The sequence below is a fragment of the Variovorax sp. OK605 genome, assembly GCF_900115445.1.
Taxonomy (GTDB): Bacteria; Pseudomonadota; Gammaproteobacteria; order Burkholderiales; family Burkholderiaceae_C; genus Variovorax.
Map to the genome: position 1 here is coordinate 81,883 of NZ_FOWL01000008.1, position 24,696 is coordinate 106,578.

Below are 24,696 nucleotides of genomic sequence, written 5' to 3' on the forward strand. Positions count from 1 at the left end.
CGCCCCGGCTTCTAGCTGGCGATGCCGGCCGCGTGCTGGCGCCAGAAGGCCGCATCGCCGCAGGTGCCCGCACCGGCGGCCGCGTTGTCGGCCATGTGCTCGGCGCGGCCGGTGCCCGGAATCGCGCAGGTCACGCCCGGGTGGGCCAGCACGAACTTCAGCAGCACCTGCGCCCAGCTTGTGCAGCCGATCTCGCCGGCCCACGCGGGCAGCGGCTTGTCGCGCAGGCGGCGCAGCAGGCCGCCGCCGCCGAAAGGCATGTTCACGATCACCGCCACGCCGCGCTCGGCCGCCAGCGGCAGCAGGCGCTGCTCGGCCTCGCGGGCGTCGGCCGAATAGTTGATCTGCAGGAAGTCGAGCTTCTCGGCGCGCAGCACGGCCTCGACATCGGCGTAGGCCGAGGCGGTGTAGTGCGTGATGCCGATGTAGCGCACGCGGCCCTGGTCCTTCCAGCCGCGCAGCGTGGCGAGGTGGGTGCGCCAGTCGAGCAGGTTGTGCACCTGCATCAGGTCCATGCGCCGGGTGCGCAGCCGCGTGAACGACTGCTCCATCTGCGCGATGCCGGCCTCGCGGCCCGAGGTCCAGACCTTGGTGGCGAGGAAGGCCTTGTTCTCCGGTAATGGTTGCGGCGGTTGCTGCAGGTGATGGGTCGCGGCCAGCAGCTCGCCGGTGGTTTCCTCGGAGCGGCCGTACATGGGCGAGCTGTCGATCAGCGTGCCGCCGGCGGCGAACAGGGCGTCGAGCACGCCGGGCAGGCGCCGGTATTCGTCGGTGCCGGGGCGCTGGTCGAAGCCGATCCAGGTGCCGCAGCCGATGACGGGCAGGGCTTCCTGCGTGGAAGGGATGGGGCGCGTGTTCATCTTCGTCGTCGTCATCTTCGGCCTCGGCTGGGTCGGCTGCTGCTGCGCGAACGAAGGAAGCACGGCGCCCGCCGGCAGCGCCGCGAGGAGCCGCAGGAACCGGGCGCGGGTGAGGTGCGCGGAGAGCAGGCCGTGTGTCATGGAACGGCTGCCACCTTAGCACCGCGGGGCCGCAAACGCCGCACCGGGCGTGCGGGCCGTGGGGTCAGTTGCCGCTGATCGTGGTGGCCGCAGCGGCCGCGGTGGTCGCAGGCTTGTTCATGTACGCCAGCGTGCTGCCCACCAGCGCCCGCACGCCCACCTTCAGGGCCGACTCGTCGATGACGAACTCCGACGAGTGGTTGGGCGCGCCGTGCCTGTCGCCGAAGGGCGAGGCGTTCAGGTGCCAGAACACGATGGGAATGTTCTTGCCGAACGAGCCGAAGTCTTCCGAGCCCATGCTGGGCTGCGACTCGCGCGCCTTGCCCGCGCCGGCCGCGGTTTCCAGTGCCTGCGCCACGGCCTGCGTGGCGGCGGGGTCGCTCACCAGCACCTCGTAGCCGGTGTCGATGGTCACCTCGGCGGTGAGGCCGTGGCTCTCGGCGATCTTCTGCGCCTTCAGGCGGATGTTGTCGTGCGCCACCTTCTGGTTCTTGGCCGACAGCGAGCGCACGGTGCCGGCAATCTCTGCCGTGTCGGGCAGGATGTTCACGCGGTTGCCGCTTTGCAGCAGGCCCACGGTCACCACGGTGGGGCCGTCGAGCGGATCGATCTGGTGGCTCACGATGTTCTGCAGCGCCAGCACGATCTCGGCCGCCGCGATGGTGGGTTCCTTGGCGGTCCATGGCGACGAGCCGTGGCCGCCCTTGCCCTTGAGCGAGATCTTGAAGGCGTCGCCGCTGGCCATGAAGCCGCCGCGTCGGTAGCTGATGGTGCCCGAGGGGCCGCGCGCATTGATGTGCTGGCCCATCACCACGTCGACCTTCGGGTTGTCGAGCACGCCGGCCTTCACCATGGCCGGTGCGCCGCTGAGCACCGGGCCGGGGCCTTGCTCTTCGGCCGGCTGGAACAGGAACACCACCGTGCCGGGCAGCTCCGCGCGCATCTTCGAGAAGGCCTGCGCGGCGCCCAGCAGCATGGCCACGTGCGTGTCGTGGCCGCAGGCGTGCGACACCGGCACCTCGCCGTTGAGCCAGGGCGCCTTGTCGGTCGACCTGAAGGGCAGGTCGTTGCGTTCGAGCACGGGCAGGGCGTCCATGTCGGCGCGCAGGGCCACCACCGGGCCGGGCTTGCCGCCGCGCAGCACGGCCTTGATGCCGGTCTTGGCCACGCCGGGCTGCACCTCGATGCCGGGCATCTTCGCGAGCGCGGCGGCAATGTAGGCGGCGGTCTGCACCTCCTGGTAGGAGAGCTCGGGGTGCTGGTGGATGTGGCGGCGCCACTCGATGACCTGCGCCTCGGACGCATCCGCCAGGGCCAGCGCGCGCGTGGCAAGGGCGGCATTGTTGTCTTGCGTTGTCTGTGCCGAAGCACCGGCGTGCAGGAAGCTGCCGGACAACATCAGCAGGGCGAGGCGGGTGCGGATTTTCATGAGGGCGTCGTGTGAATGTGCGAGGAGGTGTGCAAGAAAGTGTGCGCAGGAGTTGCCGAACTTAGCGAAAGAAGGCACAAAGGAAAAGACACGAAAAAGTCGAGAGCGATAAGAATGCCTGATCACCCCGTCGTTGCCCCTTCATGAACCTGCGCCACCTGAAGATCTTCGAGGCCGTGGCCTCGGCCGGCAGCATTCGCGCCGCCGCGCGCGGCGCGCAGCTCACGCAGCCCGCCATGACCTACGCCATTCGCGAGCTGGAACAGAGCGTGGGCGCGCAGCTGCTGGTGCGCAGCGCCAAGGGCGTGGTGCTCACGCCCATCGGCGAGGCGCTGCTGCGGCGCGCACGGCTGCTGGCCAACGAGGTGCGCCGCGCCGAGGAAGAAATCGCGCAGCTGCGCGACGGCGCGGGCGGCTCGCTGCGCGTGGCCTTCAGCTCGTTCGCGGTCGAGCGGCTGCTGCCCAACGCGCTGCTCGACTTCCGCGCCAGGTGGCCCGGCGTGGCGCTCGAGTTGCAGGAGCTCAGCGGCACCGACGTGAACGGCCTGTGGAACCGCAGCGACTTCGACTTCGCCATCCTCGGCGAACTGGAGCCCGTGCCCGACGACGGCTTGCAGCGGGAACTGCTGCTCGACTTTCCGCTGGCCGTGGTCGCCAAGGCGGGGCATCCGCTGGCGCGCGCGCGCTCGATGGCGCGGCTGCGCGAGGCGATGTGGGTCGTGCCGACCTACGGGGCGGAACTGCTGCGCGGGCACTTCGCCGACGCCGGCGAGCCGCCGCCGCGCGACATCGTGGTGTGCCATTCGTGGCAGCTGGGCATGACGCTGGTGAAGCGGGCCAACGCGCTGACGCTGGCCTCGTCGTCGCTGTTCACGCGGGCGGCGGCGTCCAGGGGGCTGGTGGCGTTGCGGCTGGCCGACAAGCTGCCGCACGTGCGCGTGTCGCTGCTGATGCGCGACCGCGAGGCGCTCACGCCCGCGGCGCAGGCCTTCGCGCAGGCGCTGCTGGCCGTGGCGCGCACGGTGCAGGCCTGATCAGCGCAGGTAGCGCCCGTCCGCCTTGAGCATCGACAGTTCGGAGAAGGTCAGCCCGCGGTGCTCGCCGGGCCGGTAGGCCACCGCGATGCCGCCGAGGTCGAGCGTCTTGAACGACTCCAGGCCCTTCTGCAGCGAGTCGGCCGTGGGGTTGGCGCCCGCGCGCTTCAGCCCTTCGACCATCACCTTGGCCGTGACGTAGCCCTCGAGGCTGGCGTAGCTGAACTCGGTGGCGCCGATCTTCTTCATGGCGGCCTGGTACTCGGCAATCACCGGCATGGCGCTGTTCCACGGGTAGGGCACGACCTGCGAGATGACCACGCCGGCGGCGTCTTTCTTGATGTCCTGGAACAGCTTCTGCCCGTTGAGGAAGGAGAACGAATAGAAGGCCGTCTCGCCGCCGGCCGCGCGGTAGGCCGTGATGAACTTGGCCGCCACGTCGTTGGTGGCCGACAGCACCACCGCCTTGGGCTTGAGCTTGGCCAGCTCGGCGGCGCGTTCGCCTGCGTCGGAGCCGTCGTTCTTGATGGCCACGCTGCCGACCATCTTGTCGCCGCGCTCGGCAATGAACTTCTGCGTGCTCTCCATCGCCGAGCGCGCGCCCGGGTTGTCGTTGTGCGCGAAGGCGATGCGCGACAGGCCGATCGTGAAGAGGTGGTTCACGATGCGGCTGTATTCCTCGTCGAAGCTGATGCGCACCGGAAAGCCGTAGTCCGTGAACTTCACCACCGGGCCTGCACCGGTGTACGGGCCGACCACGGGAATCTTCAGCTCGTTGGCCGCCTTCAGCGCGCCCACCGACGACGAGGTGCCGATGGGCATCAGGATGCCGACCGCGCCTTCGCCCACGAAGGTCTTCACGTTCTCCGCGCCCTTGGCGGGGTCGTAGGCATCGTCGAGCTGGCGCAGCTCGACCGGCCGGCCGTTGATGCCGCCGCTGGCGTTCAGCGCCGTGAACATGGCGCGGATGCCGACCAGCGGCTCGGTCGACAGCGAGGCCAGCGGCCCGGTCTTCACGTAGGTCTGGCCGATGACGATGGGCCTGGTCTGCGCTTGCGCCTGCGCGGGGAGCGAAGGGCCCAGTGCCAGGGTGAAGGCGGACACGACGGAAAAGGCGGCGGCGATCAGGCGAATCATTTTGTGTAGAAAAGTCACAAAGTGTTAACCGGCCAATCTTAAGGCGGTGGTCCTTGCGGGTAAATCGATCTTTGTCTCCGGTGCTGCCAACGGGAAGCGGCGAGGGTGGAGAGGGCGGGGGCGCGGCACGCACCTTAGATGAAAGTCATTCTCATTTGCTGATTAGAATGGCGCCCCCATGCCCGCCTCACATTCCGCGCACGACCCGCTGCACCCCGCGCAGCAGTTCTTCTCCGGCCACCATGCCTGGCTCATGGGCCGCCTGCAGGCACGCCTGGGCAACATGGCCGATGCGCAGGACCTGGCCTCCGAGACCTTCGTGCGCGTGCTGGGCCAGCGCGATCTCGAGGCGGTCAAGGAGCCGCGGGCCTTCCTGACCACCATCGCCAAGCGCCTGCTGTTCACGCTCTGGCGCCGCCGCGAGCTGGAGCGCGCCTACCTCGACACGCTGGCCCTGCGGCCCGACGAGCTGGCGCCTTCGCCCGAGGAGCGCGCCGTGCTGCTGGAGACGCTGGAGCACATCGCCAGCGCGCTCGAAGGCCTGCCGCTCAAGGCGCGCCAGGCCTTCCTGCTGTCCCAGCTCGATGGGCTGGGCTACCACGCGATCGCGGCCGAGCTCGGCATTTCGCACAGCACGGTGCGCCGCCACATGGCCGATGCCTTCGGCCGCATCGCACTGGCCATGGCGCGCCAGCAGGCCGGCATCGGCGGGCCTCTGCAGGGCGCACCCCACGCACTGCTCGCACCCCCCGTGCAAGCCGCGCAGCCATGACCGCCATGACCGCCATGGAACTGGACACCGCCACCCAGGCGGCGGTGGGCTGGCTGGTGGTGCTGCATTCGGGCAGCATCGGCGGCGCCGAGCGCCGCGACTTCGACGCCTGGCTCGCCGCCAGCCCGGCGCACAGCGCGGCGTGGCAGCGGCTGGCGGGCACGCTGGACGCCACGCTGGCGCCCGCGCGCCAGGCGGGCACGGCGGGCACGGCGCAAGAGGGGCGCCCGGGAGGCCTTCCGGGTTCTGGCGCTCCGTTGGGCGCTCTGCTGGGCGAGGTGCTGGCGCGGCAGGCGTCGCGCGAACGCCAGCGCCGCCGCCTGCTGCGCGGCGCGCTCGGCATTGGCGGGGTCTCGGCGGGGGCGGCGCTGCTGGCCGAGCGCCACCTGCCGCTGTCCCAGCTGAGTGCCGACCTGCGCACCGGCACCGGCGAGCGGCGCGACTTCACGCTGGCCGACGGCAGCCGGCTCACGCTGGATGCGCGCTCGGCCGCCGACGTCGACTTTCGCGCCGGGCACCGCACCGTCACGCTGCGCCAGGGCGCCCTCGTGGCGCAGGCCGCGCCCATGCGGAGCACGGGCAACGCGAGCGGCGTGCCTTTCATCGTGCGCACCGCGCACGGCACGCTGCGCGCGCTGGGCACCCGCTTCGTGGTGCGCCAGGGCGAGGCGCGCAGCCATGTCGGCATGCTGGAGCACAGCGTCGAGATCCGCACGGCGCAGGGGCAGACGCAGACGCTGCCCGAAGGCTTCAGCGCCAGCTTCGGCCCGGAAGGCATCGTGCGGTCCGACGAATCGCCCGCGGCCACCGCGGCCTGGCAGCACGGCATGCTGGAGGCGCACGACCAGACGCTGGGCGAGGTGGTGCAGGCACTGCGCGCCTACCGCGCGGGCTTCATCCGCGTGAGCCCCGAAGCCGCGGCGCTGCGCGTGTACGGCTCCTATGCGCTGGACGACACGCACCGTGCGCTGACCGCGCTGGGCGAGACGCTGCCCATCAGCGTGCGCACCTTCCAGGGCCACTGGCTGGTGGTCATCGAGCGCCTGTAGGGCGGCGCAGCGAGAGACGCGGCAGCGGCCGCGCGCAACGGAGCCGAAAAAAGGTTGAACACTTTTTTCAGCTCGAACGACAAGTCTCGGGACCCCTTCGACATTCCGCCTTTTCCCGAGGACTTCATGCCCGCACTTTTCCCTTCGCGCCCCTGCCTGATGGCGCTGGCCGTGGCCGCCCTGGCGTGCCACCTGCATGCCCACGCCCAGGCGCCGGCACCCATGGCCGCCGCCGACGGCACGGCCCACGTGTACGACCTGCCTGCCCAGCCGCTGGGCAGCGCGCTCGCGCGCATCGCGGGCACCAGCAACCAGCAGATCAGCATCGACGCCAACCTGGTGCGCGGGTTGAGCGCGCCGGCCGTGCGCGGCAGCCTGACGGCGGCGCAGGCCACGCGCGCCGCGCTCGCGGGCAGCGGGCTGGAGCTGGTGCGCACGGACAGCGGCAACTGGTCGGTGCGCCGCGCCGCCGAGGCGCGCCCGGCCTCCGAACCCGCACCTGCCGCCGCCGTTCCCCTGGCGGAAGTGCTGGTGACGGCCCAGGCCGAGCCCAGCGCCGTGTCCGAAGGCACGGGCTCCTATGCGGCCCATGCCACCACCCTGGGCAAGCAGGAGCAGCGCCTGCGCGACATTGCGCAGTCGATGTCGGTGCTGACCCGCCAGCAACTGGACGACCGCAACATCACCAGCCTGAACGACGCCATGCGCACCGTTACCGGCATCTCGGTGGAGACCTCGAGCACCGGCGGCAACCATGGCAACTTCTATTCGCGCGGCTACGCGATGGACACGGTGCAGATCGACGGCGTGTCCACGCCCGCGAGCACCGGCAACGACCTGTCGACCGGCTTCGGCCTGGCGGTCTACGACCGCGTCGAGGTGCTGCGCGGACCCGCCGGCCTGTTCCAGGGCGCGGGCGATCCGGGCGGCACCATCAACCTGGTGCGCAAGCGCGCGCAGAAGGACTTTGCGGCGCGCTACGAACTCTCGGCCGGCTCGTGGGACCAGTACGAGGCGCAGGTCGACGTCACCGGGCCGCTCAGCGAATCGGGCAGGGTGCGCGGGCGCATCGTGGCAGCCTACCAGGACAAGCACTCCTTCGTCGACTACGTGAACTCGCGCAAGCCGCTGCTGTACGCCACGGTGGATGTCGACGTCGGCCCCGACACCACGCTCACGGGCGGCATCACCTACCAGCAGTACAAGGGGCGCCCGGCCTTCGGCCTGCCGGCGTACACCGACGGTACCTTCCTGGATGTGCGGCGCTCGACCAACCTCGACCCCGCCTGGAACCACATCACCGAGGAGGTGAAGGAGTACTTCGGCGAGGTCGACCACCGCCTGGCCAACGGCGGGCGCGCCAAGCTGAGCCTGGTGTACCGCGAGCAGGACGAGCCGGCGCGCAAGTTCGGCTGGTCGGACTGCTCGGTCGATCCGCTCACGGGCGACAGCTGCCTGGTCAGCTGGGCCTACCGCAGCCACTGGAAGACCTACGGCGCCGACGCGTTCGTCACCACGCCCTTCGAGGCCTTCGGTCGCACGCACCAGCTCACCGTGGGCGGCGACTACCGCAACATCCGCAAGGTGTTCCAGTACGGCGGTGGCGACGGCGCGTACATCAACGCCTACCAGCCCGACAACAACGTGCCCGAGCCCGGCTACACCTTCGCCAACGGCAACGACAGCCGCACCATCCAGTACGGCGCCTATGCCCGCGCCAACCTGAAGGCGAGCGACCGCCTGGCGGTGGTGCTCGGCGGGCGCCTGAGCTGGTGGGAGAACACGGCGCACAACCGCAACGCCTACTTCAACCAGTTCACAGACACCCGCTCGAAGGTGGACCACAAGTTCACGCCGTTCGCGGGCCTGGTGTACGAGCTGACGGACGCCGTGTCAGCCTATGCGAGCTACTCGAGCATCTTCTCGCCGCAGACCGCGACCGACGTGGCCGGCCAAACGCTGCGCCCGCGCACCGGCAAGCAGGCCGAGGTGGGCCTGAAGGCCGAGCTGTTCGACAAGCAGGCCAACGCCCACGTGGCGCTGTTCCGCATGGAGGACGTGAACCGCGCCATGACCGACCCCGACAACCTGCTGTTCTCCATCGCGGCCGGCAAGATGCGCACCGAGGGCCTGGAGGCGGAGATCACCGGGCGCATCAGGCCCGGCTGGGACCTGAGCGCGGGCTATGCCTACACGCGCACGAAGACGCTGGAAGGCACCGACGAGCAGAAGCAGCAGCTCTACACCTACATCGCGCCGCGCCACACGCTGAACCTGTGGACCCGGTACCGCTTTGCCGCCGGTTCGCCGCTGGAAGGCTTCAGCGTGGGCGGGGGCCTGCGCAGCTTGAGCAGCACCTACCGGCTGACGGGCGACGTGAAGTTCGAGCAGAAGCCCTACACCGTGGCCGCGCTGCAGGTGGGCTACCGCTTCAACCCGAAGCTGGAGGCCACGCTGACCGTGAACAACCTGTTCGACAAGGTCTACTACCAGCGGGTCTGGGCGGCCTTCGGCTCGAACTTCTACGGCGAACCCCGCAGCGTGATGCTGACCCTGCGCGGAAAGTTCTGAGGGTTTCGCTGGCCCGGCGCCCGTCGCCGGGCCGATCCGAAGGCGTTGGGGGGCTTGGGTTGCGCTGCTGAAAATACTGTATAAAAATACAGTTAACAGTTGCACCATGGGCCTCCCTTTCCTCGACTCCTTTTCCGCTGCCGCGGGCCGCGGCGTCTGGCATGCCGACGAGCTCGGCCTGGCCGACGCGCAGGTCGTCGCCACCGGCCACGCCGCGCTCGACGCGCAGCTGCCGGGCGGCGGCTGGCCGGTGGGCGCCATGACGGAGCTGCTGCAGGCCGCGCCCGAAGCCCATGTCTGGCGGCTTTTGCTGCCCGGGCTGGCGCAGGCGGTGCAGGCGCGCGGCGGGCCGGTGGTGCTGGTCGGCGCGCCTTACGAGCCTTGCGGCGCGTCGCTGGCGGCGCAGGGGTTGCCGGTGGATTCGCTGATGTGGGTCAAGAGCGAGGCGCCGGCCGCGCGCCTGTGGGCCTGCGAGCAGGCGCTGCGCTGCGCGGACGTGGCCGCCGTCGTGGCCTGGCTGCCGCAGGCGAGGGTGGCCGAGCTGCGGCGGCTGCAGCTGGCGGCCGCGCAGCACGAGCTGATGCTGTTCGTGTGCCGGCCCGAATCGGTGGCGCTGTCGGCGTCGCCCGCGCGCTTGCGCCTGCGCGCCGAGCGCTGCGAGGCCGACGCGTCGCAGATCGAGCTGCACATCCTCAAGCGCCGCGGGCCGCCGCTGGCCGCGCCGGTGATGCTGCCGGCGCGCAACGAGCGCATGGCCGCGCTGCTGGCCGCCGCCCGGCTGCGCCGCAAGCTGCGCCTGCAGCAGCAGGGCACGGTGCTCGAAAGCGAGACCACGCACGCTGCCAAGGTGGTGCGCATCGATGCGTGGAAAGGAGGGAGCCAGGATGCACTGGATCGCCTTGCGGTGGTTGCTTGACGCCGACACGCCCACGACGGAAGACAGCCTGACCCTGCCCACGCCCGAAGCGCTGGGCTGGTGGGCGCTGCACTACACGCCCCACGTCGCCTGGCAGGACGAGGCGCTGATGCTCGAGGTTTCGGCCTGCGAGCGCCTGTGGGGCGGGCGGCTGCAGCTCATGCGCCAGCTGCTGGCCGACAACCCCGCGAGCGACGTGCGCATGGTGGGCGCGCAAGGCGCCACCAGCCTGATCGCGCTGGCGCGGCTGCGCCTGTTCGTGCGCCAGGAGCAGCGCCCGAAGGACCTGCCCGCCGGCCTGCCGCTGGACACGCTGAGCGCCGCGCGCACGCACCTCGACCTGCTCGCGCGGCTGGGCTGCCGCACCTGGGGCGACGTGGCGGCGCTGCCGCGCGGCGGCCTCACGCGGCGCTTTGGCGCGGAACTGCGCGCGGCGCTCGACGCCGCCTGGGGCCTGCGCCCCGAAAGCCACGCCTGGCTCACGCTGCCCGAGGTGTTCGAGCAGAAGCTCGAACTGCCCGCGCTGGCCGAGACCGGGCCCGAGCTCATGTGGTCGGCCAACCGGCTGCTGTCGGCCCTGCAGATCTGGCTGCGCGGGCGGCAGCGCGGCGCGCGCGCGCTCGAGTTGCAATGGACGCTCGACCTCAAGCGCTTCAACGGCGTGAACCTGCCGCCGCACCAGCAGGTCACCGTGCGCACGGCCGAGCCCACGCAGGACATGGCGCACCTGCGCCGCCTGCTGTCCGAAAAGCTCGCCCTCGCCACGCTGGCCGCGCCCGCCAGCTGGCTGAAGCTGCGCACGCTCGAAACCGATCCGTGGGCCGGCGCCAGCACCAGCTTCCTGCCCGAAGACAACCGCAAGGGCGACAAGCTGCACGAGATGGTCGAGCGGCTCAGCGTGCGGCTGGGCGCGCAGCAGGTGCTGGTGCCGTCGGCGCAGGCCGACCACCGGCCGGAGCGCAAGCAGGCGTGGCGGCCCGCGCTGCACAAGGAGACGGTGCCCGACAAGGCCCGCAAGGAGGCGCAGGCTGTGGCCTCGCAACCCGACGCCATCTACCCGCCGTGGCTGCTGCCCGAGCCGCTGCTGCTCGAGATGGACGGCGAGCGCCCCTGCTACCGCGGCCCGCTGAGCAGGCTGATCGGGCCGCAGCGCGTCGAGGCCGGCTGGTGGGGCGACAAGGAAGAGGGCGGCCAGCCGGCCATGCGCGACTACTACGTGGCCGAAAGCCCCGAGGCCGGGCTGGTGTGGATCTTTCGCGAGCGGCCTTCGGCGCGCTTTTCTTCGGGCGAGGTGCGCTGGTACCTGCAGGGGTTCTATGCCTGAGCTCAGCGACAAGCAGGAACGCAAGCGCCAGCTCGCCAAGGTGCATGCGTTGCCGTTGCCGATGCGCAAGAAGCTCGCGCGCATGTTGCCGGACTATGCGGAGCTGCACTGCCTCACCAACTTCAGTTTCCAGCGCGGCGCGTCGACGCCGGAAGAAATGGTCGAGCGTGCCTACCAGCTCGGCTACGAGGCGCTGGCCATCACCGACGAATGCTCGGTGGCGGGCATCGTGCGGGCGCATGTGGCCTTGCGCGACCTGCCCGCGAAGATGGACGAATACGAGCGCGAGCACCCTGAGGAGCCGAAGATTCCGCGGAACCCCGACTTCCGCCTGCTGTTCGGCAGCGAATTCCATTTCGAACGCTTCAAGCTCGTGGTGATCGCGAACGACACCGAAGGCTGGGGCAACCTGTGCGAGTTCATCACCGCCGCGCGCACCACCGAGCTGCCCAAGGGCGAATACCGCGTGAGCTGGGAGGGCAGCGGCGTGGCCTCGCTGCAGCGCTGCCAGGTGCTTTTCGTGCCGAACCGCAACCCGGGCGGCGCGGTGGACACGGCCACGCTGCACGAAGACCTGGCCGCCGCCAAGGCGCTGTATGCGGACAACCTGTGGCTCGCGGTGGAGCTGTTCAACGAGCTCGACGACGACCTCTGGTTCGTCACACTGATGCAGGCCGGCGAGCAGGCCGGCGTTGCGCTGGTGGCGGCCGGCGACGTGCGCATGCACGCGCGCTCGTGCAAGCCGCTGCACGACGTGCTCACGGCCGTTCGCGAAGGCAAGACGGTGGCCGACTGCGGCTTCGCGCTGCAGTCGAATGCCGAGCGGCACCTGCGCCCGCGCATGCGGCTGGCCGAGCTGTACCTGGCCGACATGCTGATCAACACGCTGGTCGTGGCCGAGCGGTGCAGGTTCGACCCCGGGGTGATCCGCGAGAACTACAAGTACCCGCTCGAGACCGTGGGCAATCACGAGACGCCGGCGCAGACACTGGCGCGCAAGACGTGGGAAGGCGCGCAGGGCCGATACCCGCAGGGTGTTCCCGGCAAGGTGCGCGAGCAAGTCCAGAAAGAGCTCAACCTGATCGTCGAACTCGAATACGAGATGTTCTTCCTCACGGTGGAGAACATCGTCGCATTCGCCAAGTCGCAAGATATTCTTTGCCAGGGGCGCGGCTCGTCGGCCAATTCGGCGGTCTGCTATTGCCTGGGCATCACCGCCATCGACCCCGAGAAGGGCACGCTGCTGTTCGAGCGCTTCCTGAGCCGTTACCGCAAGGAGCCGCCCGACATCGACGTCGACTTCGAGCACCAGCGGCGCGAAGTGGTCATCCAGTACATCTACGAAAGATACGGCCGCGAGCGCGCGGCCATCGCGGCCGTCGTCATCTGCTACCGCTCGCGCAGCGCGTTGCGCGACGTGGGCAAGGCCATTGGCATCGACGAGCGGCTGATCGACGAATTCGCGAAAGACCATTACTGGTTCGACGACACCTTGCTCGGCGAGCAGCTGAACGCCGCGTGCGAGCGCGCCGGCGTGCAGGAAGACGAACTCAAGCTCGTGCAGTGGATCGAGATGACGCAGCGGCTCAAGGGCTTCCCGCGCCACCTGAGCCAGCACGTGGGCGGCTTCGTGCTCACGCACACCAGGCTCACGCGGCTGGTGCCGGTCGAGAAGGCGTCGATGAAAGACCGCTCCGTCATCCAATGGGAGAAGGACGACCTCGAGGCCATGGGCATGCTCAAGGTCGACGTGCTCGCGCTCGGCATGCTCAGCGCGATCCGCCGCGGGCTCGACCACATGAACCGCTGGCGGGGCTCGATGGTGCGGATGCACCAGGTGCCCAGCAACGACCCGAAGGTGTTCGACATGATCTGCGACGCCGACACCGTCGGCGTGTTCCAGATCGAGAGCCGGGCGCAGATGTCGATGCTGCCGCGGCTGAAGCCGCGCACGTACGAGGACCTGGTGATCGAGGTGGCGATCGTGCGGCCGGGGCCGATCCAGGGCGGCATGGTGCATCCGTACCTCAAGCAGCGCGAGCGGGTGCGCAAGAAGCTGCCGATCCACTACGAGAAGGAAGAACTGCGCCCCGCGCTGGAGCGCACGCTGGGCATTCCGATCTTCCAGGAGCAGGTGATGCAGATTGCGATGATCGCGGCCAGGTTCTCGGCCGACGAGGCCGATCAGCTGCGCCGCGCCATGGCTGCGTGGAAGCGCAAGGGCGGCCTCGAGAAGTTCCAAAAGAAGCTCGTCGATGGCATGACCGACAACGGCTACAAGGCCAGCTTCGCCGAAGCCATCTTCAAGCAGATCCTCGGCTTCGGCGACTACGGCTTCCCCGAGAGCCATGCCGCGAGCTTCGCGCTGCTGGTCACGGTGAGCAGCTGGCTCAAGAACTACGAGCCCGCCTGCTTTCTCGCGGCGCTGCTCGATTCCCAGCCGATGGGCTTCTACAGCCCTTCGCAGCTGGTGCAGGACGCGCGCCGCCACGGCGTGGAGGTGCGCCCGGTCGATGTCATGTGCAGCGAGATCGACACCACGCTCGAAGCCCGCGCCTCGGATGCGCCGCGCATGCCCGGCGGCACCGATGCCCGCTATGCCGAGCGCCTGGGCAACGGGAACCAGCCCGCGGTGCGTCTCGGGTTCAACCGCATCCAGAGCCTCAGCGCGGCCGGCGCCAAGCGCTTGCTGGCCGCCCGCGCGCAAGCCCCGTTCACCAGCACCGAAGACCTGGCCCTGCGCGCCGAACTCGACGGCAAGGACATGGCGGCACTGGCCGCGGCCGATGCGCTGATGTCGCTGTCGGGCCACCGGCGCCAGCAGATGTGGGACGCCACCGCCCAGCGCCGCGCGCCCGGGCTGCTCAAGGGCGTGCCGATCAACGAGCAGGCGCTGCTGCTGCCGGCCGCGCCCGAGGGCGAGGAGATCGTCGGCGACTACGCGGCGCTGCGCCTCACGCTGCGCCGCCATCCGCTCGCGCTGCTGCGCCCGCGGCTGGCGCGCATGAACCTGCTGAGCGCGGCCGAACTGCGGGAAGCGAAGACGGGTCAGACTGTGCGCGCCTGCGGCATCGTCAAAGGACGACAGCGGCCGCAGACCGCCAACGGCACCATCTTCGTGACGCTGGAAGATGAAACCGGCAACGTCAACGTGATCGTGTGGAACCATGTCATCGACGCCTGGCGCGAGCCGTTGCTCAAGTCGCACCTGCTGGCGGTGCAGGGCACATGGCAGCGCGACGACGACAGCGGCGGCAAGGTGCAGCACCTGGTCGCCACCGGCTTCAAGGATCTGACGCCACTCATGGGCCGGCTTGCGCAGAGCAACACCAGCCGGGACTTTCATTGATGCAACTGATCGTTCCATGCCTCGCGCCCAGAACGACTTTTCGCTAACCTGCCTGAGCCATGACCGAACTTGTCCTCGATCCCATCCAGACCGCCGATCCCCTTGTCGCCATGCCCATCGGGCCGCCGCCGCCCGCGCCCGATGTGCCCATGCCCCCGCCCCACATGCCGCCGAACATGCCGCCGCCCGAGGGCGACCCGCCGCCTGTGCTGCCGCCCGTGACCGACCCCGGCTTTCCGCCGCCGGTGGTCGAGCCGCCGCCGCTGCAGCACGCGGCCCCCGAGGTGCCGTTCGGCAAGCTGCATGCACGGCGCCTGCGCGAGATCTACCGCTCCGCCGGCTGGCCTTGTTGCGACAGCATCGAGGTCGAGCTGCTCGCGGGCGGGTTCCTCGAGCGCGTGCGCACCGCGCACGGGCACGAGACGCTGCGCGTGACCGACGCCGGCATTGCGCGCATTGCGACCACGCTCACCATCAACCGCGCCGCGCTGTCGCCGCACGAGGCACTGGTGGAGTGCGTGGCGCGCGAGATGACGCGCGGCGGCCGCGTCGCATGGCGCGGCCTCGGCCTGCGCGCGCGCCTGCCGCCGCTGGAAGAGGGCGGCAAGCCGCGCTGGTGCGTGGCGCGGCCCGACGTGTTCTCGATCCGCAATACCAGCGTGGAGGCCTATGCCCACCCCATCGTGCACGAGGTGAAGGTGAGCCGCGCCGACCTGCTGGGCGACCTGCGCAAGCCCGACAAGCGCGCGGCCTATCTCGACCTGGGCGGCGAGTGCTGGTACGTGCTGGGCAACGACGCCAAGGGCCGCTGCATCGCCACGCCCGAAGAGGTGCCGGCGGAGTGCGGCGTGATGGTGCTGGAGGGCGATCGGCTCGTGGTGGCGCGCGCGGCGGTGCACCGCGCGTTCGAGCGCATTCCGTTCGCCGTGTGGCTCGCGCTGGCCAAGGCACAGCCCATTGCCGGCTTCGAGGACGACGCGCAGGACATGCTGATCTGATCCGACGCGCCAACGTCAGCGCTTGATCGCGCCGGTTGGTTGCGTTGCAGGGTCAGGTGACCGCGTCGTAGCTCTGGTGCGCGATGGCGACGACGTCGTCCGGCTCGAACTGGCTCTTCATCTGGCGCAAGGCTTCTTCGCGGTCTTCCGGGCTGGCCTTGGCGTCGAACATCTGGTCGCAGATCTCGAGGATGTCTTTGGCGATGCGTTCGTAGCGGTAGTAGGCGAGCGCCACCGCGTCGATCTCCGCCGGGCCGTAGCCTTCGTGGAACCATGCCGCTTCTTCCGGGCGGTTCCACGTGTGGCCGACGCCGCCGCCGATGAACATCAGGTCGCGCTCCTTGGGCGCGAGGATGGGCGTGTCCCAGTCGACGATGCACAGCCGGTCGCCGTCGCCCACGAGCACATTGCCCGCGTGCAGGTCGGCGTGGCACGGCACCAGCTGCGGCGGACGCTCCAGCAGGATGGACGCGAGCTGCTCGCTGCGGTAGACGACCGTGTCGATCTCTTCCGCGCGGTCTTCCCAGAAGGCGAAGAAGCGCATGACGATGTCGTCGCCGGTCACGCCGTTGATGAAGCGCCGCTGGTAGCGCCGGACGCCTTCGCGCCAGTGGTGCGAATAGTGTTCCCTGGGCAGGCTTGCCGCCAGCGCTTCGGGCAGCTGCGTGCGATGGATGGCGCCCACGGCCTTGCCGAGCGCGACCCACTGGGGCCGGGTCAATGCGCGCTCGAAGCCGTCGGGGCCGTCGAAGAAAGGGTAGAGCGCCCAGTCGAAACCGTCGCCTTGCAAGCTCAGTTGATGGTTCTTTGTCGGCAAGGGCGCCAGCACGGGCTCGATGCCCCGGTCGTGATGGAGAAAGGCCGGGACCGCAACCGCGGATTGGTCGGCGCTGCTTTTGCGCAGCTTGAGGAAGTACGTGGCGCCGTCACTCGCATGGATGCGGAAGGCGGCGGAATCGACGTCTGCGCCAAGGGGCAGGAATTCGATGCGTGCGCCTTCCAGTCCGTAGGCCTGGGACAGGCGTTGCTGGATGGATTCGTGGGCGATATCGGGTGGGGTGAGCATGCGGTCGAACCCTGCGCTGGGCCGGGCAATGAAGGACCCCCGACGATATCGCCTGTCGTCACCCGGCCCTGTAAGACGTCAGCACCTCATGCCATGCGGGCGGCGAGGGATGCGTGCGAACCAGCGTGAAATTTGTCGAAGTCCAGCGAATGGGCGCCAGGTGCTGCGGGCGTGCCGCCTGGGCGGTCTTGCGCGCGATGGTGATGTGCGGCGTCCATTTCTTGCGGTCTGTTTCAAAGCCCACGCGTCGCAGGGCGCCAGCGATGTCGCTGCGCAGCGTGCGCAGCTTTTCATGCTCGGCGGGCAGGACGACGGAGATGTCGTTCTTCCACGTGCACGAGCTGTCCAGCACCAGGTCCAGCGGCTCCATCCGGACTTTCGAGAGTGCGGTGCGCAGGTGCATCGTGTCATCGGCCGACAGGTCAGGCAGGCTGTGCAAGGTCAGGTGCAGGTGCGCGCCTGGGGGAAAGCGGCGCCCGGCCGGCCAGAGCCAATCTTCGCGATGCTTCTCGATGGCACGCCGCGTGTCGCCATCCGGAAACAGGGCGATGAGCAGGTGCGGCCGATCCTGCGGCGGCGTGCAGTCCCATTCGTCCCCGGTTGAGCCGGGCCGGCCATTGTCAAAGGTGAAATCGTCCATGCTGTTCTCCTGGTGAGGGTGAAGCTGAAGGCGGTTCAGGCGCCGGACGGCCACCAGTGCTCGGTGGTCGTCCGGATGACGCGCGCCGCCTGTACGCGAACGTCGTTCCTTTCGTCGTTTCTTTCATCGTTGTCGACGAGGTTCTGGGGGCCCTTCTCGCGGGCCACCTTGAAGGGCCAGGACGAGAGGCGCCCCGTGCGGGTGCGGGTCTGCAGCTGCTGCAGGCTGGAGAAAAAAAGCGCCTGCGCCGGGGCGGACGCAGGCGGGTTGGCGGTGGTCATGGTGTCGCCTCGGTGGTGTTCTTGGAGACGGCCAATTTTAGAGAAATACTGTATGTATGTACAGTATTTTCGAACTGTCAAACCTTGGTTCACAAGCCCGCGGACCGGGCCCGTTGCCGGCCTTTTTCAGGGCTGCGCGGGCTTGCCGAGCAGCGCGTCCAGGTCGATGGCCGCGGCCATCGCCTTGTAGCCCGCATCGCCCGGATGCAGGTGGTCGCCCGAGTCCATCGCGGCCTTCAGGCGCGAGGGGTGCGCGGGGTCGCGCAGCAGGGCGTCGAAGTCGACCACGGCGTCGAACGCGCTGCTCTCGCGGATCCAGCGGTTCACGGCCTGGCGCACCTGGTCTTTCGCGGGCGAGTAGTGGCCTTCGAGCGGCGTGCCCTCCAGTGCGCGCTCGGTCGGCGCGATGGTGCCGGCCATGATGCGCACGTTGTGGGCGTGGGCCATCTCGATCAGCTGGCGCAATCCCTGGATCAGCTGTTCGGCGCGCACCGCGGGCTCGGTCGGCGCGAACGGGCCGCCGGGCCAGCCGATGTCGTTGGTGCCCAGCAGCACGACCATGGCGCGCACGCCCGGCTGCGCGAACACGTCGCGGCCCGCGCGCTCGAGGCCGGCGCGGCCCATGCCGTCCGTCAGCAACCGGCCACCGGAGATGCCGGCGTTCAGCACGGCCACATGGCGCCCGGCGAGTCGCTCGGCCAGGGCGTCGGGCCAGCGGGTGTTGGCGCCGGGCGTCGAGCCGTTGCCGTCGGTCAATGAATCGCCGAAGGCGACGACCGTTGCGGGCGGCGCCGGCGTTTCGACGATCAGCCCGCTGACGTAGACACGGGTGCTCCATGGCGTGGCGGCCGCGGGCATGCGTGGCGAGGCCGTGAGGTCGCCGTCGGCCACGTAGGCCACCTGGCGCGCGTCGAAGTGAAAGCCTGCGGGGTGGCTGGGCTGCGGCAGGTAGAGCGACACGGCGATTTCGCCGAGCGCGGGCAGGGCGAAGTCCACCGGGTCGCTGACCAGCCGTGCGCCGGGCGGCAGCGTGACCTCGGCCTGTCCGCCGAAGCGCAACGGCCGGTCGCTGCCTGCGACAACGGCCGAGCCTTCGGCGTGGCGTGCCACGCGGGCCGCGCCGATGCGCAGCGGCGCGGAGCCGCCCTCGTTGCTGATCACCACGCGCAGCCGCGTGCCGCCGATGCTCAGGCGCGCCACCTGGCGGATCGTCTGCCGGTTGAACTGGAAGGGCACGCCCGAGGGCAGCACGAAGTCGCCACCCCACAGCGGTTGCGTGCTGGCCATCCAGCTGGGGCTCCAGTAGGTGGGGGCGGGGGCGGATTGGGCCTGGGGCGCGGCGGCGGTGCCGGCCAGGGTGAGCGCGAGGGCGCCGTGGCGCAGGAGCGATGCGAATGTCGATGCGGTCATGGGAAGGTCCTTCGAAACGGGTGACGGGTGAAACCAGGCCTCGACTTTCTTGCATTCGCATTCGAGTGGGTAGAAGGCAGAATGGCATCCAGCCCATTCCATATTCGAATACATCCGCGAACCCCCCGATGGACACCTTGCGCGCCCTTGAAGCCTTCGTGCACAGCGTGGAGCTGGGCAGCCTGTCGGGCGCCGCCCGCGCGCTCGACACCACGCAGCCCACCGTCAGCAAGCTGGTCGCGGGGCTGGAGCGCTCGCTCGGGGTGCGGCTGCTGCGGCGCACCGCGGCCGGCCTGAGCCTCACGGAGGAGGGCCAGCGCTTTCACGAGCGCGCGCGGCGCGTGCTCGAGGACTACGGCGACGCCGTGTCCGATGCGCGCGAAGGCATCCAGCAGCCGCGCGGCCTGCTGCGCATGAGCGCGCCGGTCACGCTGGGCCAGCGGCACCTCAATGCCATGGCGCTGGAGTTCCTGGCGCTGTACCCCGACATCGATCTCGAACTGGTGCTGGACGACCGCTTCGTCGATCCGCTGGAAGAACGCATCGACGTCTCGCTGCGCGTGGGCGGCCCGCTGCCGCCCGACCTGGTCGCGCGCCACCTGGGCACATGGCCGCGCGTGCTCGTCGCGTCACCGGCCTACGTGGCCGCGCGCGGCAAGCCGCGCAAGCCGCAAGACCTGCTGGCGCACGACTACCTGCGCTATGCGCCGGGCGACGACGGGGTGCTGCTGCAGGGCCCTGAAGGCACGGAGGTCACGGTGCCGGTGCGCAGCCGCTACCGCGTGAACAACGCGGTGGCCATGCTCGACGGTGTGCTCGGCGGCGCGGGCATTTCATTGCAGCCCACGTGGATGGTGGCCGGCCTGCTGGCGCAGGGCCGCCTGGTGCGCGTGCTGCCGCGCCACACCGGGCCGGCGCAGGAGGCGCACCTGCTGTACGCCCCGCGCCGGCAGTTGCCGCTGCGGGTGCGCGTGCTGGTGGACTTCCTGGCGGACCGGGTGGCGAAACTGCCGGGGGCCGTGCGCAAGTAGTGGCGGGCCACTGGGCAACTCGGCTGCTGGGCTACTGGGCTACTGGGCGGCCGGGCAGTTCAGGTGTTGCGCAACTCGCGTGTACCGACCGGCGTGTCGGGACCGGTGCGCAAGCTGCGCTCGATGAACTCGCGCGCAATGGCTTGCGCATTGGCCGGCGCGGGCGCATTGAAGGACATGCGGTACTTCAGCAGCCGCCCGCCGCGTGCCGTGAGGTAGGTGTACGAGTCGTAGGCCTTGCCGTCGCGGGCGTTCACCAGCCGAAAGGAGATCGAGCGGAACGTCAGCCCTTCGATGCGCACGTCGCGCGTGGGACCCGTCCTGGCGCTGGCGTAGAGGCCTTGCGCGGTGGCGCGTTGCACCTCGGCGATGGTGCTCTTGAACTGCTCGTCGAACTGCGGATCGTCGACGCCGGGGCGCCAGTCGGTGCGCTTCATGTCGTAGATGTAGACATCGATCCAGCCGACGCTGCTCTCGAAGCGATGGCTGCGCCCGAGCCCGGCATTCATCGCCTCGTAGGAGCGGGTGTTGATGTAGCGCCACTGGACGCCCGTGGGCCTGGGTGCTGCTGGCGGCTCCTCGGCTGCGGCGTTGTCGGGCGCTCCAGGCGAAGTGGCCGGCGAAGTGCCCGGCGAGGTGCCTGGTGCCGTGGCGCATGCGCAAAGCAGGGTGGAGAGAAGCAGGGCGGACAGCAGTTTCATGGCCGGCTCCGTGGGGCGAAAAGGGGTGACGCGCAACAGATCATGCGCCACGCGACCGCCTATACTCGCGGCTGTCGCTTTTCGCAGCTGCGTTCGGCGGCCACGAGATGCGGGTGTAGTTCAATGGCAGAACGGCAGCTTCCCAAGCTTCATACGAGGGTTCGATTCCCTTCACCCGCTCCAGCAAAGCCCCGCGCCCGAGAGCGCCGCGGCATCCGGCGGCGAGGCAATGGCCTCTCGCCTTCACCCGTGCGAATCGTCCTCCGGAAGCACGTACATCCCGACGCGCGACGCGCGCCCCGGTTTCTTCTTCGACAAGTCCAGCCAGGCCAGCCCGACTTCGATCTTCACATCGGGCAGTGCCGCGTCTTCCGGCCCGTCGTCGACCACGACGGCGAAGCCTCGCTCGCGCAACCGTTCGATCACGGACAGGTCCAGCCCCGCACCGTTGTAGATGTTGCGGCTTGCCAGCCGGTGTGCATGAAAGAACGCTTCATAGCCGATGCCCGGAAGCGTCTTGGCCACCTCGTTCCATCTCAGAATCAGCCGCGCGCCTTCAGGCCACGGCTGGACCGCGAGCGTCTTCAACGCTGCCACGACCCGCTCCATCTCGCTTGCGCCGGACATCTCCGCCTCATGTAGTTTCGCGGGATGGTATCTCGCCGCCGAGCGGCTACGGCACAAATTCACCGTGCGTTCACGATTGCAAATCGATTGTTAATACTTGTGAATTAATTCCTGGGAGAGTGTGGTTTCGGCGCCTATGCTCATTGGCATGCGAGCGCCTTCCTCCCTCCTCGAACTCCCCGACGGCTGGTCCGCGGATTTCGAAATCATGAGGACGGTCCACGGCTCCTACGCGGGCATCGCCAAGCTGAGCCTGCAGGGCGTCCAGAAATGCGCGCTCGTGATCACGCAGCAACTGACCTGGGACGGCGCCTTCGAGCGCGCCTGCGTTCGCGCCGCCCATTTCGTCAAGGAATGGGTCGCCAGCCCGCGCGATTGACAGCCTGCGCTCCGGTGACGCGGCGCGCGCCGTGACATCTGGGAACGTTCTTCACAGAAGCGATGTGCGCGGGCACGCGGCGCGGGCCGTTGTCTTCCCATCGGGATCTTTCCCGCACTTCTGGAGACGACGTGAGCTTTCATCGAAACATTCTCAAGATCGCCGCACTGGGCGTGGCCGCCGCGGGCGCGCTGTTCGCGGCCACTTCTGCCAATGCCGCGACGAGCTGGTCCATCGGCGTGAACCTTCCGGGCGTCGTGGTGAGCGAGCCCGCGCCGGTGTACTACGAGCCGGCCCCGGTTTACTCGCCGCCGGCGCCGGTCTATTACCAGCCGCCGCCGGTGCGCTATCGCCCGCCCGCCGTCTACGAGCCGGCGCCCGTCTACTACGAGCCCGGCCCGCGCTGGGGCCATGAAGAGCGCCGCGAATGGCGCCGCCGCGAGTGGGAGCGCCGCGAGCACTATCGCCGCTACCACGAAGACCGCGACTGAGCGCTGACCCGTTTTTCGGGGCCCTCGCAAAATAATTTCGCGCACTGCCTCTTTCGTGGGCACCGTGTTGCAGGCCACGCCAGGCAACGGTTTGGCGCGCTTCGCACACGGTTTTCCACAACGTTGTCCCCATCGGAAAGGGACAACGCGTCATTGCCATGTGGTAGGCGGATCAAAGGAGGTAGCCCGAAGGTAGGCGCCTGCCGATAGACGCCGCGGGCCGCGCGGGAGGAACATGCAGGCGTGCGCGCAGTCGCGCAAAAAGGAGCGTGAAATGACGTTCGACTTCCTGTTTCGCCCGACCCACACCGCCTATCTCCGGCGTGCCGCGGCACTGCTGGAAGAGGCGCAGATGGCGCGCATCGAGCACCAGGCCGCAGCGGAGCATCACAGCGCGCTGGCGCGGATGTATGCCGAGCGTGTCAGGCGGCTGGAGAACGAGCTCTATCGCCAGCCGCGCAACCCCGAGACGCACGCACCGGCGGATGCCGCCACTGACGACCGGCCGCAGCTGTACTCTCTGGACGCGAACCGCAAGCCGGGCCTGACCTCGGCAACCTAGAACGGCGCGGGCAAAAAAATACCCGCCGAAGCGGGTGTCGAGGAGCCCTCGCGGGCGCTCTAAGAAAACAGAGAGCTCTTCTTTTGTACGGCCCTGTTGCGTGACAGCGTCGGTATCGTCGGCGGGTATCCGGGGAGCGCCTGTCAGTCAGAGACAGTCAGCCGCCGTAGGACACTCATCGAAACGTGAACTAATTGGCAATTTCCAAAGGCTCGCCTGAAGGGGTTCCGGTGCGGCGCCCACACGCAATCCGGAAGTGTCGGTCCCGTCCGACACGCTCTTGTCGCTTGAAGCCCTAGATTTTGCGGACTCGCTCTATGTGCGAGTTCTCTGTGTGTGACAGCACTCAAGAGGTTCACAACCCAGCCCTGTGCTGGGTTTTTTTTCTTTTCCAGCCCTGTGCTTGGTTTTTTTGTTCTTTTCCAGCCCTGTGAGCCGGGTTTTTTGATGTTTGTCTATCTGAAAAGCTCGAACTGAAACGCCGTCGTGTGCGGGTTGCTCAGCAGCGGGCCGGCCATTTCGCTCGCGTGGTCCCAGGCGTCGCGCCATGCACGCGCCAGGGTGATCTGCGCGTCGGTGAGCGCGTCCGACCCCGACTCGAGCTGGCTCGCCCACGCCCGGTAGCACTTCACCACGCGGGTGGGGGCGCCGATGCGTTGTTCGAGCAGTCGCAGGAAGGTGAAGCGGACTTCCATCAGGTCGCGAATGGAGAGGTTGTTGCCTTCCAGTCGCACTGTGTAGGGTTGCTCGCGGGGTGCTGTGTTTTCGAACATCGGGCTCGCATGCAAAAAGTTGCGAGCCAACTTGCCAGAGCGCAATACCGCTCTTCCGAAGGTCTCAGGCCTCGCCTCTAGAAAGGTGTGAGCGGCGGATGGTAGCGATGCGTGTGTTGCAGAAACCGGGACGGCGGTTCCGGTTTGTTGCTTTAGCCGTGTGCATTTGCGCGGCCTTCGCAGACGCGGTAGGCAATATCCGGGCGAAGCGCTCAGCGCAGGAACACGTGCTGCATGAACTGGCGGATCGGGTATTGGATCACCGTCTGCAGCTTCGCCGGCAGCTCCAGCGGCCGCATCAGCATCTTCAGCGTGGTGCCCGCGCTGAGGTTGGTGCGGATGGTGCTGTTCATGCGCGCGCTCAACTCCTGCACGTAGGCCGTGTCGCTGGCCCGCGCCGGCGATCGGGTCTGCACCACGTGGCGGATCGCGCAGTCGGCGTCCTCGCTCTTGAGCTCGAGCGTGCGCTGCCCGATGGTGCGGAACACGCGCAGGCGGCTGAGTTTTTCTTCCGTCCGGTAGCGCCGGTAGAAGCGGTAGAAGTGCTTGTAGTGATTGACCTCGTCGGTCGCGATGCGGGTGGCGAGGTCGCGCAGCACCGGCTCGTCGGTGCCGCGCGCCATGGCCCGGTAGTAGGTGGCGGTGCCGGTCTCGACCACGCAGCGCGCGGTCATTTCAAGGGCGCGCGTCGGGGCCAGCAGCTCGACCTTGCAGTAGGTCGCGTATTCCGCGAGAAAGCCCCGGTATGCGGTCTCCCAGTCGAACTCGGGCCACACGTGTTGCACGTAGGCGCGAAGCGCCTTGCCGTGCTGCAGTTCCTCGAGTTCCCAATGGTTGGAGAGCCAGTCGGTGACTTCGTCGTCGCCCTTGAAGAAGTCGACCAGGTTCTGCGTGTAGAGGTCGGAGCCGCTTTCGATGAAGGAGGCGCACGTCACCAGGTAGAAAAGGTTTTCGTCGGGGCGGACCTCGTCTAGCGCGATGCGCGCAAAGTCCAGGTCTTCGATCTTCCAGTGCTGTTCCGCCTCTTGGCTTGCCATGCAAACTCCTTGATCTTTTGTGTCCGTACAAGTACGGATGGCGCAGACCGTGTTTGGTTCTCGTTTTTTGCGCCAGGACACATATTAGCCGTGGCGCCCCGATCACGCAGTTTCCCGC

Annotated in this window: 23 protein-coding genes and 1 tRNA gene; 13 read left to right on the forward strand and 11 right to left on the reverse strand. The window is 68.8% G+C overall.

Features of this window, described 5'->3' with window-relative positions:
- Positions 1–11 precede the first annotated feature (11 nt).
- Both BM013_RS21245 and BM013_RS21250 read right to left on the reverse strand, forming a co-directional pair.
- Entirely contained in the window at positions 12–1,001 is a 990-nt protein-coding gene (locus tag BM013_RS21245) for an aldo/keto reductase (RefSeq protein ID WP_093129639.1), read from the reverse strand.
- A gap of 64 nt (positions 1,002–1,065) precedes the next feature.
- The gene (locus BM013_RS21250) at positions 1,066–2,430 is read right to left on the reverse strand and encodes a M20 metallopeptidase family protein (protein WP_093129640.1); all 1,365 of its coding nucleotides are present in this window, start codon (positions 2,428–2,430) and stop codon (positions 1,066–1,068) included.
- A gap of 143 nt (positions 2,431–2,573) precedes the next feature.
- Here BM013_RS21250 and BM013_RS21255 point away from each other — a divergent pair, with 143 nt between their 5' ends.
- The gene (locus BM013_RS21255) at positions 2,574–3,464 is read left to right on the forward strand and encodes a LysR family transcriptional regulator (protein WP_093129641.1); all 891 of its coding nucleotides are present in this window, start codon (positions 2,574–2,576) and stop codon (positions 3,462–3,464) included.
- On the opposite strand, the gene BM013_RS21260 is transcribed toward BM013_RS21255, so the two are convergent.
- Positions 3,465–4,601, reverse strand: a complete 1,137-nt coding sequence (locus tag BM013_RS21260) for an ABC transporter substrate-binding protein (RefSeq protein WP_093129642.1) — start codon at positions 4,599–4,601, stop codon at positions 3,465–3,467.
- A gap of 178 nt (positions 4,602–4,779) precedes the next feature.
- On the opposite strand from BM013_RS21260, the gene BM013_RS21265 reads away from it, so the two are divergent.
- The 7 genes from BM013_RS21265 (at position 4,780) to BM013_RS21295 (ending at position 15,580) form a co-directional block, all read left to right on the forward strand.
- Entirely contained in the window at positions 4,780–5,373 is a 594-nt protein-coding gene (locus tag BM013_RS21265; protein WP_093129643.1) for a sigma-70 family RNA polymerase sigma factor, read from the forward strand.
- Entirely contained in the window at positions 5,370–6,422 is a 1,053-nt protein-coding gene (locus BM013_RS21270) for a FecR family protein (protein WP_256221595.1), read from the forward strand. Before BM013_RS21265 ends, BM013_RS21270 begins: the two co-directional genes overlap by 4 nt.
- A gap of 126 nt (positions 6,423–6,548) precedes the next feature.
- On the forward strand, positions 6,549–8,993 hold the full coding sequence (locus BM013_RS21275; protein ID WP_093129941.1) for a TonB-dependent siderophore receptor: 2,445 nt from the start codon (positions 6,549–6,551) through the stop codon (positions 8,991–8,993).
- A gap of 106 nt (positions 8,994–9,099) precedes the next feature.
- Positions 9,100–9,909 carry a translesion DNA synthesis-associated protein ImuA gene (gene imuA, locus BM013_RS21280; protein ID WP_093129644.1) on the forward strand — a complete coding sequence of 270 codons (810 nt, stop codon included), beginning with the start codon at positions 9,100–9,102 and terminating at the stop codon, positions 9,907–9,909.
- Positions 9,878–11,233 (forward strand): Y-family DNA polymerase, encoded by a 1,356-nt coding sequence (locus tag BM013_RS21285; RefSeq protein WP_093129645.1) that lies wholly within the window; start codon positions 9,878–9,880, stop codon positions 11,231–11,233. The genes imuA and BM013_RS21285 overlap by 32 nt, the downstream gene beginning before the upstream one ends.
- Positions 11,226–14,582 carry an error-prone DNA polymerase gene (locus BM013_RS21290; protein ID WP_093129646.1) on the forward strand — a complete coding sequence of 1,119 codons (3,357 nt, stop codon included), beginning with the start codon at positions 11,226–11,228 and terminating at the stop codon, positions 14,580–14,582. The genes BM013_RS21285 and BM013_RS21290 overlap by 8 nt, the downstream gene beginning before the upstream one ends.
- A gap of 59 nt (positions 14,583–14,641) precedes the next feature.
- Complete coding sequence (locus BM013_RS21295; RefSeq protein ID WP_093129647.1) at positions 14,642–15,580, forward strand: hypothetical protein; 939 nt, start codon at positions 14,642–14,644, stop codon at positions 15,578–15,580.
- A gap of 52 nt (positions 15,581–15,632) precedes the next feature.
- Here BM013_RS21295 and BM013_RS21300 read toward each other — a convergent pair whose 3' ends face one another.
- The 4 genes from BM013_RS21300 to BM013_RS21315 form a co-directional block, all read right to left on the reverse strand.
- A complete protein-coding gene (locus BM013_RS21300) occupies positions 15,633–16,646 on the reverse strand; it encodes a phosphotransferase enzyme family protein (protein WP_093129648.1) in 1,014 nt (337 codons plus the stop codon).
- Between the two features lie 58 nt (positions 16,647–16,704).
- On the reverse strand, positions 16,705–17,286 hold the full coding sequence (locus tag BM013_RS21305; RefSeq protein ID WP_093129649.1) for a 2'-5' RNA ligase family protein: 582 nt from the start codon (positions 17,284–17,286) through the stop codon (positions 16,705–16,707).
- 35 nt (positions 17,287–17,321) lie between these two features.
- Positions 17,322–17,567: a hypothetical protein gene (locus tag BM013_RS21310; RefSeq protein WP_093129650.1), complete on the reverse strand. Its 246-nt coding sequence runs from the start codon at positions 17,565–17,567 to the stop codon at positions 17,322–17,324.
- Positions 17,568–17,693: 126 nt separating this feature from the next.
- Entirely contained in the window at positions 17,694–18,977 is a 1,284-nt protein-coding gene (locus tag BM013_RS21315) for an SGNH/GDSL hydrolase family protein (RefSeq protein WP_093129651.1), read from the reverse strand.
- Between the two features lie 128 nt (positions 18,978–19,105).
- Between BM013_RS21315 and BM013_RS21320 the strand changes: the two genes are divergently transcribed.
- A complete protein-coding gene (locus BM013_RS21320; RefSeq protein WP_093129652.1) occupies positions 19,106–20,008 on the forward strand; it encodes a LysR family transcriptional regulator in 903 nt (300 codons plus the stop codon).
- Between the two features lie 59 nt (positions 20,009–20,067).
- Here the strand turns inward: BM013_RS21320 and BM013_RS21325 are convergent, their stop codons facing one another.
- A complete protein-coding gene (locus tag BM013_RS21325; RefSeq protein WP_093129653.1) occupies positions 20,068–20,709 on the reverse strand; it encodes a hypothetical protein in 642 nt (213 codons plus the stop codon).
- Positions 20,710–20,818: 109 nt separating this feature from the next.
- Here BM013_RS21325 and BM013_RS21330 point away from each other — a divergent pair.
- Positions 20,819–20,892, forward strand: a tRNA-Gly gene (locus BM013_RS21330).
- Between the two features lie 60 nt (positions 20,893–20,952).
- Here the strand turns inward: BM013_RS21330 and BM013_RS21335 are convergent.
- Positions 20,953–21,336: a hypothetical protein gene (locus BM013_RS21335; RefSeq protein ID WP_093129654.1), complete on the reverse strand. Its 384-nt coding sequence runs from the start codon at positions 21,334–21,336 to the stop codon at positions 20,953–20,955.
- A 208-nt stretch (positions 21,337–21,544) separates the two neighbouring features.
- Here BM013_RS21335 and BM013_RS21340 point away from each other — a divergent pair, with 208 nt between their 5' ends.
- The 3 genes from BM013_RS21340 (at position 21,545) to BM013_RS21350 (ending at position 22,768) form a co-directional block, all read left to right on the forward strand.
- Entirely contained in the window at positions 21,545–21,715 is a 171-nt protein-coding gene (locus tag BM013_RS21340; RefSeq protein ID WP_256219960.1) for a hypothetical protein, read from the forward strand.
- Between the two features lie 131 nt (positions 21,716–21,846).
- Positions 21,847–22,206: a hypothetical protein gene (locus BM013_RS21345; RefSeq protein ID WP_093129656.1), complete on the forward strand. Its 360-nt coding sequence runs from the start codon at positions 21,847–21,849 to the stop codon at positions 22,204–22,206.
- 274 nt (positions 22,207–22,480) lie between these two features.
- Positions 22,481–22,768 carry a hypothetical protein gene (locus BM013_RS21350; RefSeq protein ID WP_093129657.1) on the forward strand — a complete coding sequence of 96 codons (288 nt, stop codon included), beginning with the start codon at positions 22,481–22,483 and terminating at the stop codon, positions 22,766–22,768.
- A gap of 455 nt (positions 22,769–23,223) precedes the next feature.
- Here the strand turns inward: BM013_RS21350 and BM013_RS21355 are convergent, their stop codons facing one another.
- Entirely contained in the window at positions 23,224–23,541 is a 318-nt protein-coding gene (locus BM013_RS21355) for a hypothetical protein (protein WP_093129658.1), read from the reverse strand.
- A gap of 212 nt (positions 23,542–23,753) precedes the next feature.
- The gene (locus tag BM013_RS21360) at positions 23,754–24,578 is read right to left on the reverse strand and encodes a ferritin-like domain-containing protein (RefSeq protein ID WP_093129659.1); all 825 of its coding nucleotides are present in this window, start codon (positions 24,576–24,578) and stop codon (positions 23,754–23,756) included.
- Between the last annotated feature and the right edge of the window lie 118 nt (positions 24,579–24,696).